The 18394-nt window shown below is 72.5% G+C and carries 12 protein-coding genes and 2 pseudogenes; 3 read left to right on the top strand and 11 right to left on the bottom strand.

Going from position 1 to position 18394, the window contains the following annotated elements:
* Positions 1-8: 8 nt before the first annotated feature.
* Genes IPJ95_07875 through IPJ95_07840 form a run of 8 tightly spaced genes read right to left on the bottom strand, consistent with a single transcriptional unit; the run spans position 9 to position 10434 of the window.
* The gene (locus IPJ95_07875; protein ID MBK7923534.1) at positions 9-1895 is read right to left on the bottom strand and encodes a DUF2339 domain-containing protein; all 1887 of its coding nucleotides are present in this window, start codon (positions 1893-1895) and stop codon (positions 9-11) included.
* Entirely contained in the window at positions 1892-3130 is a 1239-nt protein-coding gene (locus tag IPJ95_07870) for an MFS transporter (protein MBK7923533.1), read from the bottom strand. The genes IPJ95_07875 and IPJ95_07870 overlap by 4 nt, the downstream gene beginning before the upstream one ends.
* Entirely contained in the window at positions 3127-4779 is a 1653-nt protein-coding gene (locus tag IPJ95_07865) for an iron ABC transporter permease (GenBank protein MBK7923532.1), read from the bottom strand. Before IPJ95_07865 ends, IPJ95_07870 begins: the two co-directional genes overlap by 4 nt.
* Positions 4776-5870 (bottom strand): ABC transporter ATP-binding protein, encoded by a 1095-nt coding sequence (locus tag IPJ95_07860; GenBank protein MBK7923531.1) that lies wholly within the window; start codon positions 5868-5870, stop codon positions 4776-4778. The genes IPJ95_07865 and IPJ95_07860 overlap by 4 nt, the downstream gene beginning before the upstream one ends.
* On the bottom strand, positions 5867-6871 hold the full coding sequence (locus IPJ95_07855) for an extracellular solute-binding protein (protein ID MBK7923530.1): 1005 nt from the start codon (positions 6869-6871) through the stop codon (positions 5867-5869). Before IPJ95_07855 ends, IPJ95_07860 begins: the two co-directional genes overlap by 4 nt.
* Positions 6872-6891: 20 nt before the next feature.
* Entirely contained in the window at positions 6892-9726 is a 2835-nt protein-coding gene (locus tag IPJ95_07850) for a PIG-L family deacetylase (protein MBK7923529.1), read from the bottom strand.
* A 55-nt stretch (positions 9727-9781) separates the two neighbouring features.
* Positions 9782-10093: a hypothetical protein gene (locus IPJ95_07845; protein ID MBK7923528.1), complete on the bottom strand. Its 312-nt coding sequence runs from the start codon at positions 10091-10093 to the stop codon at positions 9782-9784.
* Complete coding sequence (locus IPJ95_07840) at positions 10090-10434, bottom strand: DUF971 domain-containing protein (protein MBK7923527.1); 345 nt, start codon at positions 10432-10434, stop codon at positions 10090-10092. The genes IPJ95_07845 and IPJ95_07840 overlap by 4 nt, the downstream gene beginning before the upstream one ends.
* Positions 10435-10534: 100 nt before the next feature.
* On the opposite strand from IPJ95_07840, the pseudogene acnA reads away from it, so the two are divergent.
* The 3 genes and pseudogenes from acnA (at position 10535) to IPJ95_07825 (ending at position 14641) form a co-directional block, all read left to right on the top strand.
* Positions 10535-13316, top strand: a pseudogene (gene acnA, locus IPJ95_07835) (aconitate hydratase AcnA).
* A gap of 736 nt (positions 13317-14052) precedes the next feature.
* Positions 14053-14256: a hypothetical protein gene (locus tag IPJ95_07830; protein MBK7923526.1), complete on the top strand. Its 204-nt coding sequence runs from the start codon at positions 14053-14055 to the stop codon at positions 14254-14256.
* A pseudogene (locus tag IPJ95_07825) lies at positions 14204-14641 on the top strand (hypothetical protein). The gene IPJ95_07830 and the pseudogene IPJ95_07825 overlap by 53 nt, the downstream one beginning before the upstream one ends.
* A 182-nt stretch (positions 14642-14823) precedes the next feature.
* Here the strand turns inward: IPJ95_07825 and IPJ95_07820 are convergent.
* From IPJ95_07820 to IPJ95_07810, 3 genes are all read right to left on the bottom strand, one after another.
* Positions 14824-15207 carry a hypothetical protein gene (locus tag IPJ95_07820; GenBank protein ID MBK7923525.1) on the bottom strand — a complete coding sequence of 128 codons (384 nt, stop codon included), beginning with the start codon at positions 15205-15207 and terminating at the stop codon, positions 14824-14826.
* 1056 nt (positions 15208-16263) lie between these two features.
* Positions 16264-16473: a transposase gene (locus IPJ95_07815; GenBank protein MBK7923524.1), complete on the bottom strand. Its 210-nt coding sequence runs from the start codon at positions 16471-16473 to the stop codon at positions 16264-16266.
* 736 nt (positions 16474-17209) lie between these two features.
* Complete coding sequence (locus IPJ95_07810; protein MBK7923523.1) at positions 17210-18367, bottom strand: RHS repeat-associated core domain-containing protein; 1158 nt, start codon at positions 18365-18367, stop codon at positions 17210-17212.
* Positions 18368-18394: the final 27 nt, after the last annotated feature.

The raw sequence follows: 18394 nt of genomic DNA, 5'->3' as shown, positions 1-18394 counted from the left end.
TTACCGCCCTATCGCCTCTCCGCCCCCCGGTGGTAGGCGTACGCCACGCCGAGCGAGGCCACGCCCAGGATGAACGCCGAGCCCACCCGGTAGAGGGCATCGAGCTCGGAGAGGTCCACGAAGACCACCTTGAGCAGCGCCAGGCCGGCCACGAAGAACCCCGCCAGCCGCAGCGGCTTGATCTGGCGCCGGAAGCCGAGCAGGAAGCAGATCGCCGCGCCGAGGATCCACCAGGCGCTCACCGCGAGGCCGCCGGCGAGGTTGGCGGTGGCGGTGTCGAGGCTGCTCAAGTCGAAGGCCCGGGTGAGCTCCCCGGTGACACCGAAGAGCAGCAGCACCCCCGCCACCCCCCAGAGCCAGGGCCGGAGGGAGAGCCCCCGCCCCCAGCCCTCCGGCGGCGTCGTTTCCCGGAGCAGGCCGGCGGCGAGGGCGGCCGCCGTGAGCACCGCGCTCCACAGCGCCACCGCCCACCCGCCGATGAACGCCGCCTCCGTCTCCGGCCGTGCCGTCGACAGCGGTCCCAGCAATACACCGAGCGCCACCCCGTAGCTGGCCAGCGCGTACCAGCGGCCATCGCGGCGGTCGCGGACGCGATCGAGCCCCGCCCACAGCAGGGTGAGGGCCAGGAGGGCCCAGGCCTCGGGCAGTTGGTCCTCCCACCGGACCAGGGCCGCGATGCCCAGCGCCACCGCCGCCACGGTGCTGAAGCACCGCACGCCGGGGACGAGTCCCACCACCAGGTACGGCAGGGCGATCAGCAGCGGCAGCAGCCCCGGCGTGGCGTCGAGCCACTCCGGCGCCACCTGGTGCAGCGCGCCGGCCACCAGCAGCGGTGAGAGGTAGAAGTAGAAGGTGTCGCCGAAGGCGCCGGGGTCGGGCCACACCGTGCGGGCGCGGAGAGCGCGCCCCCAGACCGGCGCGGTCAGCACCAGCGCGCCGAGCAACGTGGGCCAGTGGTCGGTGGCCCGGTGGTCGGCGATGCCGAGCAGCGCCCAGCCGCCGCTGAAGGCCAGGAAGCGGGTCTCGAACCACCCCTCGCGCAGGCCCACGAAGAGCCCCGCCGCCCCGCCGAGGATCCCGTAGAGGTACACCCCGGCGGCATCGGCGCGGTTGAAGGTCACCGGCACCGCCACCGTGAAGTACGCCAGCGCCACCACGGCCATGGTGAGGCGCCAGCGGCGCGCCTGGGCCACCCAGCCGAGCGCGGCGCCCATGCTGCCCAGGTAGAGCAGCAGCATGTTGATGCTGCCCGATTCGGAGCCCACCACGATCGGCGCGAAGAAGGCCCCGAGCGCCGCGGTGGTGGCCAGCGCCTGGAGGTTGATGACCCACGCGATGCCGGCGAGCGCCAGCGACACCGCCGCGAGCGCGCCGATCGCCGGCGTGGGGGGCAGGAACTGGTACAGCCGCGCCGCGGCCCACACCGCCAGGTAGATGATCGCGGCCCCGAGCCCGATCAGCGCGGCGCCGTAGCTGCGGGTGCCCTTGCCGTGCAGCCGCCAGCCGAGGACACTCACCGCCCCGCCGGCGAGGGCCCCGCCCACGCAGCGGGCCAGCGGCGAGATCCAGCCGCGCTCGAAGGAGAGCTTGAGCAGGTATCCCGCGGCGAGGATCACGAAGATGACGCCCACGGCGAGCAGGCCGCGCTGGCCGAGCCACTCCTCGGAGATGATGGACGGGCGGGGACGGGACGGTGCGGGGGGGCGGCGGCTCGGCGCCTCCTCGAAGGGACGGATCGGCGGCGGAGGTGGCGGGAGCGGCGGAGCCGGCGGCGGCACGGGCGGGGGCGACGGCACCGGCCGCACGCCCTGGTTGGCGGTCACCAGCTGCCGCACCAGCCCCTCCAGCACCGCCAGGCGCTGTTCCAGCCGCGCCAGCCGATCGTCGTCGCTCACTTGGCCTCCCGGGCCGCGGGGACGGGGGTCTCGCCGGTGGGAGGCGAGGGGAGTTGTTCCACCTGGAACGCCAGCACGCTCACCAGCGCCATCATGATGGCCGCCACGATGAACGGCCACTGGTGCCCGATCCGCTGGAAGACGATCGTCCCCACGATCGGCGCCGCCACCCGTGCCAGCCCGGCGTAGGTCTGCGCCACGCCCATGGTGGTGCCCACCTCCGCCTTGTCGGAGTAGCGGGACATGAGCGAGGTGGTGGCCGGGAAGAGCAGCGCGGTACCCACCGGCACCAGCGGCATCAGCGCCACCAGCACCCAGAGGTTGCCCGCCACCGGGTAGGCCAGCATCCCCGCGATGAGGAACGCCGCGCCGAAGCGCATGGCGCGGGTCTCGCCCACCCGCTCCACCACCGGCCCGAGCAGCACCAGCCGCATGACGATGTTGAGCACGCCGATGTAGGTGAAGAAGTACCCGATCGTCACCTCGGTGATGCCGTGCTCCTCCTTGAGGAAGAGCGCGATCAGCGAGGTGAGCGCCGAGAAGGCGAGCATGCCGATGCCGTAGATCCACACGAAGCGCGGCACCGTGCGGGTGGGATGCCGCAACACCACCCACGCCGCGTGCCACACCGGCTTCTTGCTGAGGTTGGCCAGCCGCTCGGCGGTGGGCCGGGTCTCGGGGAGCCAGCGCCAGGCGAACCAGGCGTTCACCAGGCAGAGCGCGGCGGCGATGAGCCCCGGCGCCGAGCGGTCGAGGTGGGTGGCCAGGCCGCCGATCACCGGCCCGAGCGTCACCCCCACGTTGGTCGAGGCGGAGAGCCAGCCCAGCGCCTTGGCGCGGTCCCGGGGCTTCACGGTGTCGGCGACGTAAGCCTGGGCCACGCCGGTGGTGCCGCCGCCGGCGCCCTGCACCAGCCGCGAGAGGAAGAGCATCCAGATGCTGGTGGAGTAGGCGAACACCACGTACGCGATGGCGCTCGCCAGCAGCCCGATGACCAGCGCGGGCCGGCGGCCGTAGCGGTCGGAGAGCCGGCCCCAGAACGGCGCGGCGATGAGCTGCGCGATCGAGAACGCGGCGATGAGCCACCCGATGCGCTCGGGGGTGGCGCCGAGGTCGCTCGCGAAGAAGGGGAGGATCGGCAGCACCAGCATCAGGCCGATCATGTCCACCAGGTTCACGCCGATCAGCACCGACAGCTGCTTGAACTCCCCCGGCAGGGCGCGGCTGGGATTCACCGGGCAACCACCTTCCGTTCGCTCCCGAGCGCGAAGACCAGCCCGGAGAGCAGCATGAGGAACACGCCGTACGCCGCCGACACCCCGACATCCCCCTGGCGGAGGCTGGCGAGGATCTCGAGCGAGAGGGGACGGGTGTCGTACGTATAGAGAATGATCGAAGTGACGAAGTCGCCCAGGGCCGTGACGAAGGCCAGGGTGGCGCCGGCGGCGAGCGCGGGCCTGAGCAGCGGCAGCGTCACCGCGAAGAGGCGGCGCCGGGGCCCCGCGCCGAGGCTCGCGGCGGCCTCGTCGAGGGCGGGGTCGAGGCCCCGGAACCCCGCCAGGATGGCGCGGCTGGCGATCGGCAGGTTGCGGATGACGTAGGCCATCGGGAGGATCCACAGCGTCCCGACCAGCACCACGCGGCCCAGCAGCGGGGCGTGCACGCTGAACGCCGTGGCCAGCGCCACCGCGAACACCGTCCCCGGCACCAGCCACGGCACCGCGAGCAGCCGCTCGATGAGCGCCGCCCCGCGCCGCGGCCGCCGCACCGTGAGCAGCCCCGCCGCGAGCGCCACCCCGATGGCCACGGCGGTGGCCAGGGTGGCCATCCACAGGCTGTTGCCGAGGGGCCGCAGCCGCTCGGGATCGGTGGCCAGCGCCACGTAGTTGGCCAGGGTGTAGGCGGGCGGGAAGGTCTCGATGGTCCAGGTGCCCACCGGCACGAACGAGAGCAGCACCAGCGTGGCGTGCGGCAGCAGCAGCAGCACCGCGAGCCCCCACCCGAGCCCGGTGGCCAGCAGCCGCAGCGCGGGGGAGCGGATGGGCGCCGCCGCCGGCGCGATGCCCTTCCCCGCCGCGGCCACGTCGCCGCCCCGGTCACTGGCCAGCCAGAGGCCGGCGAGCGCGAGCAGGCTCAGCACCACGGTCTGCGCCATGGCCATGCCGTACTCGCCGTTGAGGCGGGTGAAGACGATCTGGGTGGTCATCACCCGGAAGCCGCCGCCGAAGATGTACGGCGCGCTGAAGGAGGCCAGCGCGGTCATGAAGGCGAGCAGGGCCGCGCCGCGGAGCGAGGGGAGCAGCAGCGGCAGGGTCACCCGGGTGAGGGTGCGCCAGCGGCCGGCGCCCAGCGAGTGCGCCGCCTCGATCGCCGCGGGATCGAGCCGGGCCAGCCCCGCGCGGGTGAAGAGGTAGAAGTAGACGTAGAGCGAGTAGGCGTGCACCAGCAGGATGGCCCACGCCCCCTCGAGCCGCCAGGGCGGGTCGGCCAGGCCGAGCGCGGCCTGCACCAGCCGCCCCACGAACCCGGTCTCGCCGTAGAGAAAGAGGAAGGCGATCACCCCGACCAGCGGCGGCAGCACCACCGGCAGCGCCACCAGCGCGCCCAGCAGCCGCCGGCCCGGGAAGTCGTAGCGCTCGAACAGGAACGCCAGCGGCACGCCGAGCAGCGCGGCCAGCACCACGCTGGCCACCGAGGTCCACAGGCTGCCCCACAGCGCCTGCCACTCCCGCGGCTCGCGCGCGAAGCGCTGGAACCAGGCCAGCGTGAAGCCGTCGGGCCCCCGCACGCTCTCCAGCGCCACCAGCAGCAGCGGGTAGGCCACCAGCCAGGCCAGCCCCGCCACCAGGGCCAGGGTGCCGAGGCGGCGCTGGCGCTCGGTCACCGGCCGTCCTCCGCGAAGCAGACGATCCGCTCGCCCCGGTCGGCGCGGGACTGGGCGGGGGCGAGGGTCACCCGGTCGCCGGCGGCCGCCGCGGCGGGATCGGCCGCGAGCTCCACCAGCTCGCCGGAACGGAGCCGCACCTGGTAGAAGGCGCTCGCCCCCGCGAAGCGACGGTCCTCCACGAGGCCGGTGAGCCCCGCGGCGCCGGGCGCGGTGAAGGCCAGCGCCTCGGGCCGCACCAGCAGCCGCACCCCCTGCCCCGCCGCGAGGCCCGGGATCCGCGCCACGATGGGCGCGGCGGGGAGGGCCCAGCTGGCCTCGCCCAGGGCCACGGTGACCTCCGCCGGCGTGACCGCCGTGACCCGCCCCCGCAGCCAGCTCGAGCGGCCGATGAACTCCGCCACGAAGGCGGTGCGCGGCGCCTGGTACAGCGCCTCGGGGGTGCCGACCTGCTCCAGCCGGCCGTCCTTGAGGACGGCGATCTCGTCGCCCAGGTCGAAGGCGTCCTCCTGCTCGTGGGTGACGATCACGGTGGTGATCCCCACCCGGCGGATCAGGGCGCGCAGCTCGCGCCGGGTCCGCTCCCGCAGCGCGGGATCGAGGTTGCTGAGCGGCTCGTCGAGCAGCAGCACCCGCGGCTCCGGCGCCAGCGCGCGGGCCAGCGCCACCCGCTGCTGCTGCCCGCCGGAGAGCGCGGTCACCGCGCGGCGCTCGAAGCCGGCCAGGTCCACCAGCGCCAGCGCCTCGCGCACCCGGGCCTCCGCCGCCGGCCCGCGCACGCCCCGCGCCTCGAGCCCGAAGGCCACGTTCTGCCCCACATCCAGATGCGGAAAGAGGGCGTAGTGCTGGAACACCATGCCGAAGCGCCGCGCCTCGGGCCGCAGCGCGACCACGTCGGCGCCGTCCACCACGATGCTCCCCGCGTCCGGCGCCTCGAAGCCGCCCAGCAGCCGCAGCGTGGTGGTCTTGCCGCTCCCGCTCGGTCCCAGCAGCGCCAGCGTCCGCCCCCGCGCCAGGGTGAGCGAGAGCCCGAACACCCCGGCGTGCGAGGAAAAGGTGCGGGTGAGGCCCTCGAGGACGAGGTAGCTCATCGCCGCGCCCCCGTGTGCCGCACCTGCTGGTCCCAGTAGCCCATCCAGCCGGCCCCCTCGCGCGCGAGCAGCGCCCAGTCCATCGGCTCCACCACCATGGTCCGCTCCACCTCGGTGACCCACGCCGGCACCCGCGCGGCGGGGAGGTCGTGCCGCGCCGGGAGCCGGAACACCCGCTCCGCCGCGAGCACCTGGGCGTCGATGCCGCCCACGAACTCGATGAACGCCCGCGCCAGGTCGGGGTGCCGCGCGCCGCGCACCAGCGCGATGGCGTCGTCGATCACCACCGTGCCGCTCGAGGGAAAGACGTAGCCGAACGGCATCCCCTTGCTGCGCGAGATGAGGATGTCGGGCAGGTCCCACAGCGTCACCAGCCCCTCCTGCCGCGCCAGCTTGGCGTCGAGCAGCGCCGGCGAGAGGGCGTAGGTGCGGGTCTGGCCGTCGAGCCGGCGCAGCCACGCCATCCCCCACGCGGTGTCGCCGGTCTGGCGCAGGCCGCGCTGGAGGATGAGCCCCCAGATGGCGCGCATGGTGCCGCTGGCCACCGGGTCGCGGATCAGCACCCGGTCGTGCCAGCGGGGCTCGAGCACGTCGTCCCAGTCGCGCGGGGCCAGCGACTCCGGCACCGCCACGTTGTTGTAGGCGATGATCGCCGGGGTGCGGTACACCGGGTAGTAGAGGTCGCCGGGGCCGACGCCGCCCGGGTCCACCTGCCCCGCCCAGCTGGGCCGGTACGGGGCCAGCAGCGAGTCGGCGATGCCGCGCTCGAACAGCGTGGTGGGCCCGCCGAACCAGAGGTCGGCCTGGGGGTTCACCCGCTCGAGCCGCAGGCGGTCGAGCACCTCCTGGCTGCCCAGGTCGAGCCAGCGCACGTCCACCTCGGGGTGCAGCCGCTCGAACTCGTGCTCCAGCAGCGTCAGGTGGTCGCGGCCGTGGGGGGAGTAGATGGTGAGCGGGATCCGGCCGTCGCCGCAGGCGGCGAGGAGGAGGAGCCCGGTCATCCAGCCCCGCGCCGGTCGCGTCACTCCCGTTCCACCGCCGGCAGGCTGTCGGCCCGGGGCCTGGGCGCGGGGCCGGTGGTGGCGCGCGACTCCCCCAGCGCCAGCAGGTTGGCGAAGAGCCGGAAGGCGCCCGGCACCGCCGCCGGCAGCTGCCGGAAGAAGCTGAGCCCGGTGTACACGTACGTGCCGCGCCCCACCCGGGCCACCAGCAGCCCGCCCTGCAGCGGGGGCTCGCCGGGATCGTGCAGCTCGAGCAGCGGGCTCCAGGCCCGGTCCCAGCTGCGCGCAAAGTAGAGCCCCCGCTCCTGCACCCACCCCTCCCAGTCGCCGGGGCCGAGGCGGTTGGGGGCGCGGAACGCGAGGGCGGCGGGCTCGAGCAGCCGCACCGGCGCGGCTTCGTCGGTGACGCGGTCGTGGCCGCCGAGCAGCGCGGTGGAGATGGGCCGCACGGTGTCGCGGGTGGCGGTGCTGGCGGTGGTGCCGGGGGCGCGGCTCCCCACGGTCATGGGGTAGGGCGCGTAGCCCCCCAGGAAGTAGCCGTACTGCTGGTACTGGACGATCACCGTGCCGCCGGCGCGGGCGTAGGCCAGCAGGCGGTCGTTCTGGGCCGGCAGCGCCGTGTCGGTCTCGAAGGCGCGGGGGCCGATGACGATCACCGGCCACTGCGCGGGCGTGGCGGCGGCCAGGTCGGCGCCGGTGATCACCGTGACCGGGAGCCCCACCTGCTGCAGCGCCTCGGGCACCCGGTCGGCGGCGCCGCGCAGGTAGGCCACCGCGCGGAGCCGCGGCAGCGCCAGCGGCGCGGCGCGCACCACCGCGCTGGCGTGACGCGACCAGGTGCGGGCATGGATGTGCGGGTGTTCCACCGTCCGCAGCCCCACGTCGAACACCCGGCCGCGCCGGTCGATCGCCAGGGCGTCGACGCGGTAGCTGCCGGCGGTGAGCGCGGCGGTGGCGGTGACCCGGAAGGTGAAGCGGCGCACCTCGCCCGGGCGCGTCAGGCGGAACAGCTGCGGCGCCGGCTGCGTGAACCCCGCCGGCACCACCAGGGTCACCTTCCCCTCGGTGGTGTCGCGGGCGCCGTGGGTCAGGGTCACCACGAACTCGCGGCCGTGCCCCGCGCCGACGGGCCACACCTCGGTCTCCGGCGTGAGCCGCACGTCCACCACGGGCACCACGGTGATCGGGCGCCGCACCTCGCCGGTGGCCTGGTCGTTGGCGCGCCAGGCGATCTCGCGCGGCTCGCGCTCGCCGGCCTGGCCGGGCGCGAACGGCGTGATCCACCAGCGCGGCTCGCCGAAGGGATCGCCCCAGGCCAGCCGCTGGTCGGGATCCCAGGTGTAGAGGTCGCCCTGCCGCGGCGCCCGCAGGAAGTACGGGGTGGTGTAGTCCTCCGCCGCGGGGAGGGTCCCCTCGAGCCGCGCCGTGAGCAGCCGGCCCGGCGCCAGCATCCCGGCGTCGCGCGGCTCGGCGCTGAGCCGGCCCGCCGCATCGACCACCGCGCAGGAGCCGCGGCGGGAGGAGAGGTTGAGCGGGAGGCGCGGCGCGGAATCGGGGAAGAGGTTCCAGGAGGAGCGGGTGCCGCCGAGGCAGAAGCCCGCCGGCGCCGGGGCGGGGCCGGTGTTCCACAGCGTGGCGGTGACCGCGAGGCTCTCCCCCGGCGCCACGCGGAGCTGGGTGGTCGTGGCGTCGACCACGACGCCGGCCGCGATGCGCCGGGCCCGCGCCAGGCGGCCCACCTCGCCCTCGAAGGGATCGCCGTCCAGGCGCACGTCGGCCTGCACCTCGCGGCCGCGGCCGCCGGGGGCGCCGTCGAGCGCGGCGCGGCGCGCCGCCTCCAGCGTGGCGGCGGCCCGGTCCAGCAGGGCGCGGAGCGCATCCCCCTCACGCGGGGCCAGGTGGAGCCGGGCCGAGTCCACCTGTGCCACGTACAGCGCCAGCGCCGCCGCCACCTTGCGCCGCGGCTCGGCCCGGAGCGCGGCCACGAACGGCACCGCGGCCAGCGTGGTATCCACCCCGCCGAACAGCCCGCTCCCGCCGCCGGTCCGGTCGGTGAGCAGCGCCAGCCGCACGGTGGAGGGGCCGGCCGCCTGCAGCTGCCCCATGTCCTGCGAGCGGTGCAGGCTGCGGCCCCGCATGGCGATCTGGTGGAACGACTGCCCCACGGCGGGATCGAGCGCGCCACCGTCGAGGGTCAGCGTGGTGGCGGCGGAATCGAACCGGGTGCTGCGGTACAGCTTGAGCGGCGCCCACGGCGCCAGCCCCTCCTCCCGCTCCAGCTCCGGGAAGCGCGCCGGATCGCCCGCCACCAGGAAGGCCTCCTGGGCCGCCCAGCCGGCGGCCTGGTGCTGGCCGTGGCCGTCGCGCGGGGTGCCGCTGAACACCGACACCACCACCTGGGGCCGGAAGCGGCGCACGATGCGCACCACGTCCTTGAGCACCGAATCGCGGGGCCAGTGGGCCCAGGTGTCCTCGAGATTCCTGGAGTAGCCGAAGTCGTAGGCACGGGTGAAGAACTGGCGGGCGCCATCGAGCCGGCGCGCGGCGAGCAGCTCCTCGGTGCGCAGCAGGCCGAGCTCCTCGCCCAGCTCCTGCCCGATGAGGTTCTGGCCCCCTTCCCCGCGGTTGAGCGAGAGGTACGCCGCCTCGGCCCCGAAGCCGCGCACCAGCACGGTGAGCAACTCAGTGTCCTCGTCGTCGGGGTGGGCGGCGATCAGGAGGAGGCGCTGGTAGTGGCCGAGACGGCGCAGCTCCTGGTCCTGGGCGACCAGGCCGCCGGTGGCCGGGGGCGCAAGCTGGCCGGCGAGCGGCCCGGCGAGGAGCAGCAGGGGGAGGAGCAGGCGATGGCGGGGCACGGGGGTCAAGGTAATCCCCGGCGGAGGGCTCAGAAAGGACGCCGGGGGAGCCGGCTCAGAACTGGTCGTCGAGGCCGTCGGCGTCGCGCTTGCCGGCGAGCATGGCGGCCACGAAGCAGGCCAGGGCCAGGAAGGCGAGGATGATCCCGCCAAGCGGCGAGATGCCCTTGAGGAAGAAGATCATCCCGAGGGAGACCAGCACGGTGCCGAGGCCGCGGAGGACCTCGTCCATGTTCTTCCAGTGGGTCTCGCGGCCCCACTGCACCGCCCCGGCCAGGCCCAGGAGCCCGACGATCAGGAGCGCGCCCCAGACCCACACCCAGATCCAGCGGCCCGGGAGGTTGAACAGCACGCGGGAGAGCATCACGGGGCCACCACCGGGACGGCGCCCGCGGTGCAGGCCTCGCAGGGACAGCGGTCGCGCAGCCAGCGGAAGGTGTAGATCCCCGTGCCGTGGCCGTCGGACCACTCCACCCGGAGCCCGTAGGCGCCCACCAGGGCCAGGCGAAGGGGGCGGATGTCCTGGGGGACGGTGGCGGGATCGAGCAGCGGGCGGCCGGTCATCTCCTCCACGCACCCGGCGCAGGGGCAGGCCAGGCGGAGGGCGCGGGCGGGGAACAGCGCGGCGTGGCCGCCGGCCACCCACTCGAGGTGGAGGCCGTCGTCCCGGCGGGTGATCGCGTGCGGCATGACTGGCGGTGGCGCCATGGTCGGTGGTCCGTTTCCAGGGGCGGCGTGGTGGCCAGTCCGGAGCGGGGCGGATTATACTAAGGACAGCACGGTACCTTAACTCTCACCAGACCGAGCCATGTCCACCACCCCGAACCCTTTCGGTGCCCGCGGCAGCCTGCCGCTGGGCTCCACGTCCGCCACGATTTTCCGCCTTCCGGAGCTGGAGCGCAAGGGCGTGGCCCGGCTGGACCGATTGCCGTTCTCCATCCGCATCCTGCTGGAGAACGCCCTCCGGTTCGCCGGCCGGGGCGTGGTGACCGAGGCGCACGTGGCGGCGCTGGGGGGCTGGTCGGGGGGCGGCGCGGGCCAGGGGGAGCTCCCCTGGATGCCGGCGCGGGTGGTGCTGCAGGACTTCACGGGGGTCCCCTGCGTGGTGGACCTGGCCGCCATGCGCGACGCCATGGCCCGGATGCAGGGCGACCCCGACCGGATCAACCCCATCGTCCCCTGCGACCTGGTGATCGACCACTCGGTGCAGGTGGACTACAGCGGCAACGCCGGCGCCTACCAGCGGAACGTCGACCTCGAATACCAGCGGAACCGCGAACGCTACCAGCTGCTCAAGTTCGCCCAGAAGGCCTTCCGCAACTTCCGCGCGGTGCCGCCCGGCACCGGCATCGTGCACCAGGTGAACCTCGAGTACCTGGCGCCGGTGGTGCAGCTGCGCGAGCAGCACGGCGAGCTGACCGCCTACCCCGACAGCTGCGTGGGCACCGACTCGCACACCACCATGATCAACGGCCTCGGCGTCATGGGCTGGGGCGTGGGCGGCATCGAGGCCGAGGCGGTGATGCTGGGCCAGCCGTACTTCATGCTGATCCCCGAGGTGATCGGCATGAAGCTGGTGGGCGAGCTGCCCCTCGGCACCACCGCCACCGACCTGGTGCTCACCGCCACCCAGCAGCTGCGCACGAAGGGGGTGGTGGACAAGTTCGTGGAGTTCTACGGCCCCGGGCTGGCGAGCCTGTCGCTGGCCGACCGCGCCACCATCGCCAACATGGCGCCGGAGTACGGCGCCACCATGGGCTTCTTCCCCATCGACGCCGAGACCCTCCGCTACCTGGAGCGCACCGGCCGCGACCGCGCCACGGTGGAGCGGGTGGAGCGCTACTGCAAGGAGCAGGGCCTCTTCCGCACCGACGCCACGCCCGACCCCGAGTTCACCAGCACGCTCACGCTCGACCTCTCGGCGGTGGTGCCGAGCCTGGCGGGCCCCAAGCGGCCGCAGGACCTGGTGCCGCTCACCGGCCTCAAGCGCAACTTCCAGGTGGCGCTGCCCGAGCTGATGACGCCGGCGGTCCCGGGGCCGCGGCGCGAGGGGGCGCAGGCCACCCATGCCCGCTGGGTGAACGAGGGCGGCGCGACCGGCGCCGCGACGGCCGACCACCCGCCCATCGCCACCCCGGTGGTGGACGGCCAGCCCTGCGAGCTGCGCGACGGCTCGGTGGTGATCGCGGCCATCACCAGCTGCACCAACACCTCGAACCCGTCGGTGATGATCGGCGCCGGGCTGCTCGCCAAGAAGGCGGTGGCAGCGGGGCCTCACCACCCGGCCGTGGGTCAAGACCAGCCTGGCGCCCGGCTCCCGGGTGGTGACCGAGTACCTCAAGGCGGCGGGGCTGCTGCCCTACCTGGAGCGGCTGCGGTTCGACGTGGTGGGCTACGGCTGCACCACCTGCATCGGCAACTCGGGCCCGCTGCCCGACGCCATCCAGCAGGCCATCGACGAGCACGCGCTGGTCACCGCGGCGGTGCTCTCCGGCAACCGGAACTTCGAGGCGCGGGTGCACCCGAGCGTCCGGGCCAACTACCTGGCGAGCCCGGTGCTGGTGGTGGCGTTCGCCATCGCGGGCCGGGTGGACATCGACCTGGCCACCGAGCCGATCGGCACCGGGTCGGACGGGAAGCCGGTGTTCCTCAAGGAGATCTGGCCCTCGCCGCAGGAGATCGCCGACACCCTGGCCGCCGCGCTCAAGCCGGAGATGTTCCGGGAGCGCTACGCCAGCGTCTTCGACGGCGACGAGGTGTGGCAGGCGCTGCCGGTGCCGACGGGCAGCCGCTACGCCTGGGACCCCGAGAGCACCTACGTGGCGGAGCCGCCCTTCTTCCAGAACCTCCCGGCCGTGCCGGGCCCGCTCCAGGACATCCAGGGGGCGCGGGTCCTGGCGGCGCTGGGCGACTCGGTGACCACCGACCACATCTCCCCCGCCGGCTCCATCCCGAAGCACGGGCCGGCGGCGCGCTACCTGCTGGAGCACGGGGTGGCGCAGGTGGACTGGAACACCTTCGGCGCGCGCCGCGGGCATCACGAGGTGATGATGCGCGGCACCTTCGGCAACGTGCGGATCAAGAACGCGCTGACGCCGGACAAGGAAGGCAACTGGACGCTCCACGTGCCGAGCGGCGAGGTGCTCTCGATCTTCGACGCCGCGATGCGGTACCAGGCGGAGGGGACGCCGCTGGTGATCCTGACGGGCAAGGAGTACGGCACCGGCTCCAGCCGCGACTGGGCCGCCAAGGGCCCGGCGCTGCAGGGGGTCAAGGCGGTGATCGCGGAGAGCTACGAGCGGATCCACCGCAGCAACCTGGTGGGCATGGGGGTGCTGCCGCTGCAGTACGAGGCGGGGACCACCCGGCAGAGTCTGGGGCTCACGGGGCGCGAGACGTTCAGCGTCACCGGGATCGCGCAGGGACTGACGCCCGGAGGCCGGGTGAAGGTCACCGCGATCGCGGCCGACGGCACGGTCACGACGTTCCCGGCGATCGTGCGGCTCAACAGCCAGGTGGAGCTGGACTACTACCGCCACGGCGGGATCCTGCAGCGGGTGCTGCGGATGTTTGCGGGGCAGGACAAGTAGGCCGGGCGTTGGCCGGGGGGAAGCGGGAAGCGGGAAGCGGGAAGCGGGAAGCGGGAAGCGGGAAGAGGGAAGCGGGAAGAGGGAAACGGGAAACGGGAAGCGGGAAACGGGGGCAGTGCGCCCCGCCCCGCGACCCCGCGATCCGCGGCTAAAGCCGCGGCTCGGCATCCATCGCTAAAGCGAGAACATCCTCACACTCCGGCCCCGTGGCTGGACCCGCCCGCGCGAAGGCGCTTCAGCGCCTGCAGCCGAGCCGCGGCTTTAGCCGCGAGCACGTGAAGGGATCCCTTCCTCAGGACGGGATGACAGCCGCTGCTGGACTCGCCTCGCCTTCCCGCTTCCCGCTTTCAGAAACGTTCCCGCGGGTCCGGCGATTGTCCCGAGCGTTGCGCGGGAATTCCGGAACGCCGGTACGGCGGGACGACGGCCGGGAGAACCTGCCGGGACGTCGGGACGGGGGAACGACGGCCGGGAATATCGGCCGGGACGGCGGTACGGCGGAACGGGGGTCGCGCGGGGTTTTCGGGAGTCCGGTACGGCGGAACGACGGTCGGGAGATGCTGCCGGGACGGCGGTACGGCGGAACGGGACTCGCGCGGGAATTCCGGGACGTCGGGACGGGGGAACGACGGCCGGGAATTTCGGCCGGGACGGCGGTACGGCGTGACGTTTGCCGCGCGGGACTTTCGGGGAGATGGCGGCGCGGCCTGGCTCCCGGGCGATTAGATTCCTCCCCATGGTCGATCGCCGCCACTACCCGGTCCGCCGACGGCGCCTGCAGGATCCCGAGGATTACTCCGCCCTCGACGCCCTCACCCCGTCGGCCCGCATGGCCATGGTCTGGCCGCTCACCCTGCAGGCGTGGGCCTTCTCCACCGAGCTCGCCGATGAACCCCGACTTCGTCGAGATGTTGGCCGAGTAACACGCGGCGGGCGCTGACTACCTGGTGGTCGGGGCCCACGCCCTGGCGGCGCACGGACGTCCCCGCGCCACGGGTGACCTGGACCTCTGGGTGCGCCCAACCCCTGACAATGCCCGGCGCGTCTATGCCGCCCTGCAACGCTTCGGTGCTCCACTGGACCATCTCACGGTCGGGGACCTGGTCGCCCCCGACGTGGTCTACCAGATCGGGGTTCCCCCCGCGCGCATCGATATCCTGACGAGCATCTCAGGAGTCAGCTTCGAGCAGGGCTGGTCCAGCCGTCTGACCGCAACGGTCGGGGGGCTCGCGGTCCCCGTCCTCGGCCGGGATTGCCTGATCCAGAACAAGCGTGCCGCCGGGCGCCCCAAGGACCTGGCCGATCTGGCGGAATTGGGAGAGTAGTCGATCCGGGGGCGGTTCGGCGGTTAGGCGACTCGGCGATTCGCGATGGGTGGTCTTCGAGGGATTCGGGCCTCCCCCGGCTGCCCCCTCTGGCGCGTGCCAGTCGTCGGCTTTGGCACGCGGCGCCGGGGGCACCCGGGAGGGAGGCGCCGCAGCGCCGAGTCACCGAGCCGCCGAGCCGCCTACCGGAGGCCGAGCACCGTCAGGGCGGTGCCGCACCAGAAGAGGAACATCCACTTGAGCAGGTCGGACCGCAGGCGTTCGAGGCCGACGTCCATGTCGGCCCGCAGGCCGGTGAGTTCCTGGTGAAACTCGGACCGGAGCCGGGTCTCCATCTCGACCAGGCGGGACTCCATCCGGGACTCCGCCTGGCTTATCCGCGCCTCCATCCGCGCTTCGCCCTGGCCGATGCGCGCCTCGACGCGGCCCCAGTTGAAGTCGTTCTGCTCCCGCAGTTCCTGCCGGTAGGTAGCATCCACCTGGTTGAACCATTCCACGAGATCGTTGGCGATCTCGTCGCCGAAGGTGTCGTAGAAGCGTTTCGACAGCCGCGCGGTCACGGGCATGGGCACCTCGCCAGGTTCGGGACGGTGCCCAGTGTACCATACGCTCGGCGGCGGCCAGGGCGCAATCGGTTGCGAAGGGGAGCGGGGAAATGCGCGTGGGCGATTGGGCGATCAGGCGATTGGGCGATCAGGCGATTGGGCGATCAGGCGATTGGGCGATTGGGCGCGACCGAGCCCCTTTCGGGAGCGGCGGAGCCGCGACCTGGGGGCGAGGGAGAGGGCGATTGGTGCTCTTTGAGGGGTCGGGGCCTCCCCCCGGGTGCCCCCTCTGCCGCGCGCCAGTCGTCGGCTTTGGCACGCGGCGCCGGGGGCACCCGCAGGTCGGCGGATCCCGTTCACGGCGGGTACCGTCTCCTTGCCCCGAGCCGCCGGCCCTGATAGTCCTACTTTGGGGAGGTCCGCCACAGCGCTGCTGCCCCGCCCCCCTCCGTTCTCTTCGTGGATGCCGGTGGGACTGCGTCAGCGCAACTCTATTCTGTAATCGGCCTTTCCTCAAGCAGCGTCAGGTGCACCTCGGCCTCAGCGTAGACGAACCGCAGCAGATACTCACGGCGCAAGAGCCCACCGGGAGCATCGGCAGTCCGCCAAGGCCAAGGCATTTCGGTGACTTTCGCCTGCACTCCAAGGGTGTCTGGAGCGAGCCAACTGGGACTTGCGATCCAGAGAAAGTAGCGGGCTCCAGTGTCCGCACAACTCCAGAGATACCTTTCCATGCAGGTGCCGCGCACGATCCCCCGCTCGACCAGCTGCTGCACAAGCCCCTCGGCGTGGCTCCTAGGGACCCGCTCGCGGCGCGAGTCCCCAGGCGAGTAGCGGCCCGCAACAGGGCTCATCGTGAGACGGCCACCCCGGCCAGATCCAGCTTGAGCAGAGAGGAGCGAATCTGGCGGGCGGTTTCCGCAACAGCCAATTCCTCAGGCGCTGGCGTGGAGGAGTCGACTTGGGCCCCACCGCGGCTTGCAGCGCGCGAACAGGCCAGCAACATGCACGCCATCAAAGCACCGAGCCTGATGGTTGGTTGCGCGGGGCGCACCGCGTAGGTGCTCGAGGCGGCATTCATGGCACGGGCTCGTTGGCCTGGACGGCGGTCTCGCCGGCCGTCGCCATCAGGTGCTTCCAGCGCTGCAGCCGCGAGCGGGCGATCCCCAGCTCGCGGCTCAGCTCGGCCGCGGTGATCTCGCCGCGGGTGATGCGCTCGATCTGCTCGCGCTTGAACTCGGCCGTGTACTGCCGGCGGCCATTGCGATCGCGGGCCATGGTGGGCATGCCACTCCTCCGAAGGTGGTCCGATGATACCTCACGTGAGGTGTCTCGGCCAATCGGGGAGCACTACAAGCCTACTCGCCACTCTCGGCGCGCTCCCAGGCGATCACAGTACCATCTAGCGAACCTTGGAAACAGTACCGCAGGTGGGCTTGAGCATCGCCAATATGGTCAAGCGACATCACCCGAATGCAGACCCCTGGGCCGACGGGCATAGGCTCTCTGCCAAGTCGCGGAGCACTAAAGGGGGAGATCCGGTCAATGTCACCTTCCATCACGACACTCTGAGCCCCGAATGGGTCGAGTAGACGAGCCAAGCGCCAAGCAACCTCACGATCCACCTCGGTGGATCTACCTATCCTAAGATTCATGGCTCGCGCCACCTCGACAGCGCCAGGACTGGGCGCACCACCCAACTGGATCGCACGCCCAGCGCTGATAGCCACCAAGATCATGGCTCCGTGCAGCACGCCACGGTTCTGCGCTCGAAACACTGGGATCGCCGGCGTGCCGAGGTCAGTGCCTTCGAACCTGACGTCAAGCACCTGCCGAAAGAGCGTACTCGTGTCCGATGATGCTCCGAGTGCGAGGGCGCGTGCCTGGAACACCGCGGTCAACTCGGCTGCGACAGTGGCTGGGACCTGGCCTCTGGCGCCCTCTGCGCAGGAGGTCAGGACAAGAGCCAGTAGCCATCGGTAGACGATGGCGCGGGTGCGAAGCAGGGGACTATTCGACAACATCATTTCCGCCTCCCAGTCCCGGCATAGAATGGGTTCGCATTCCGGGCCTGAGACTCTATGAGTACCGCGTAGCGGTGGCTGTCCGCAGCAGACCATCCTGCGAACGAACCGCGCGCTTCAGCAATCTCATGCGCCACGAGAATGCCCCAGTCGACCCGCCCACGGCGATACAAACTCGCCACGGCATCCCACGCAATCGGGTCGTCCCACATTCGAAGCTCCAAGGTGTTCCGGCCACTACCGTCCCCAGAGAATGTCGAGCACGGGCGGTGATCGATCGGGCAGTGACCGTTCATCGCCTTCCACCCGACCACCCGTTCAGTCCTGAGACGCCCTCCCTCTTCATAGAACGCATCATACTCCTGCTTGCACACTGTATTTAGCTTGCATCCGAGCAGCCCAGGATCAACGCCGCGCTTCGTCCCTTGGCTCCTCTCTTCCCACCACTCTTCCCACCGCTGGTCCTCCCGATCCCGGGCGTCGGTGCAGAACACCAGGCACATCGACAACTCGCCCCCGCCGCTGAAGGTCTCCTGCTCCGCGAACCCGAGCCCGAGATCCCCCACCTCCGCAAACAACCCACTCGGATCCCGCCCCTCGAGCACCGCCCCGCCCACGTAGGCGTACAGGTTGCCCCCGCCGCCGTACCCGATCGGGTCCTCCTGCGTCCACCGCCGCAGTTCCGGGCTGTAGTACCGCGCCCGGTGGAAGCTGAGCCCCGTCTCGGGGTCCGTCTCCCGCCCCGTCCACCCGACGTGCAAGCCCTTCGGCCACTGGTGCCCGCCGACCGAATCCCGCGCCAGGAGCTGCCCCGCCGGCGTGAAGCGCTGGCTCATCACCCACGTGCCGTCGCGCTTGACCAGGCCCCGGACGCTGCCCAGCTGGTCCTGCACCACGTAGAACTGGGTGCCGGTCGAGTCCTGCAGTCCCACCAGGTTGTCGGTCCCGGGGCCCCAGGTGTACTTCCACTTGAACGCCCCCGCCGCGTCGGTCTCCGCCACCACCTGCCCGCCCTGGTAGAGGTAGCGCGTCTCCCGCGCCTCCGCCCCCGGCAGCGGCGACCAGTACACCCGCCGCGCAATCCGCCGGCCCAGCACATCATAGCCGTACCGGGCCACCAGGCTGTCCGCCCCCCAGCCATGGCCGCGGTAGCGCACCCACGGGAACTGCGTGAGGGCGTGGGA

The organism is Gemmatimonadota bacterium (assembly GCA_016713785.1).
Lineage (GTDB): Bacteria > Gemmatimonadota > Gemmatimonadetes > Gemmatimonadales > GWC2-71-9 > JADJOM01.
This window is presented reverse-complemented; position numbering and strand designations above follow the sequence as displayed.

Coding starts and splice junctions, on each gene's coding strand:
- IPJ95_07860 (MBK7923531.1), bottom strand. CDS start 5,870: ATGAGCTACCTCGTCCTCGAGGGCCTCACCCGCACCTTTTCCTCGCAC.
- IPJ95_07855 (MBK7923530.1), bottom strand. CDS start 6,871: ATGACCGGGCTCCTCCTCCTCGCCGCCTGCGGCGACGGCCGGATCCCG.
- IPJ95_07840 (MBK7923527.1), bottom strand. CDS start 10,434: ATGGCGCCACCGCCAGTCATGCCGCACGCGATCACCCGCCGGGACGAC.
- IPJ95_07830 (MBK7923526.1), top strand. CDS start 14,053: ATGGTCGATCGCCGCCACTACCCGGTCCGCCGACGGCGCCTGCAGGAT.
- IPJ95_07820 (MBK7923525.1), bottom strand. CDS start 15,207: ATGCCCGTGACCGCGCGGCTGTCGAAACGCTTCTACGACACCTTCGGC.
- IPJ95_07815 (MBK7923524.1), bottom strand. CDS start 16,473: ATGCCCACCATGGCCCGCGATCGCAATGGCCGCCGGCAGTACACGGCC.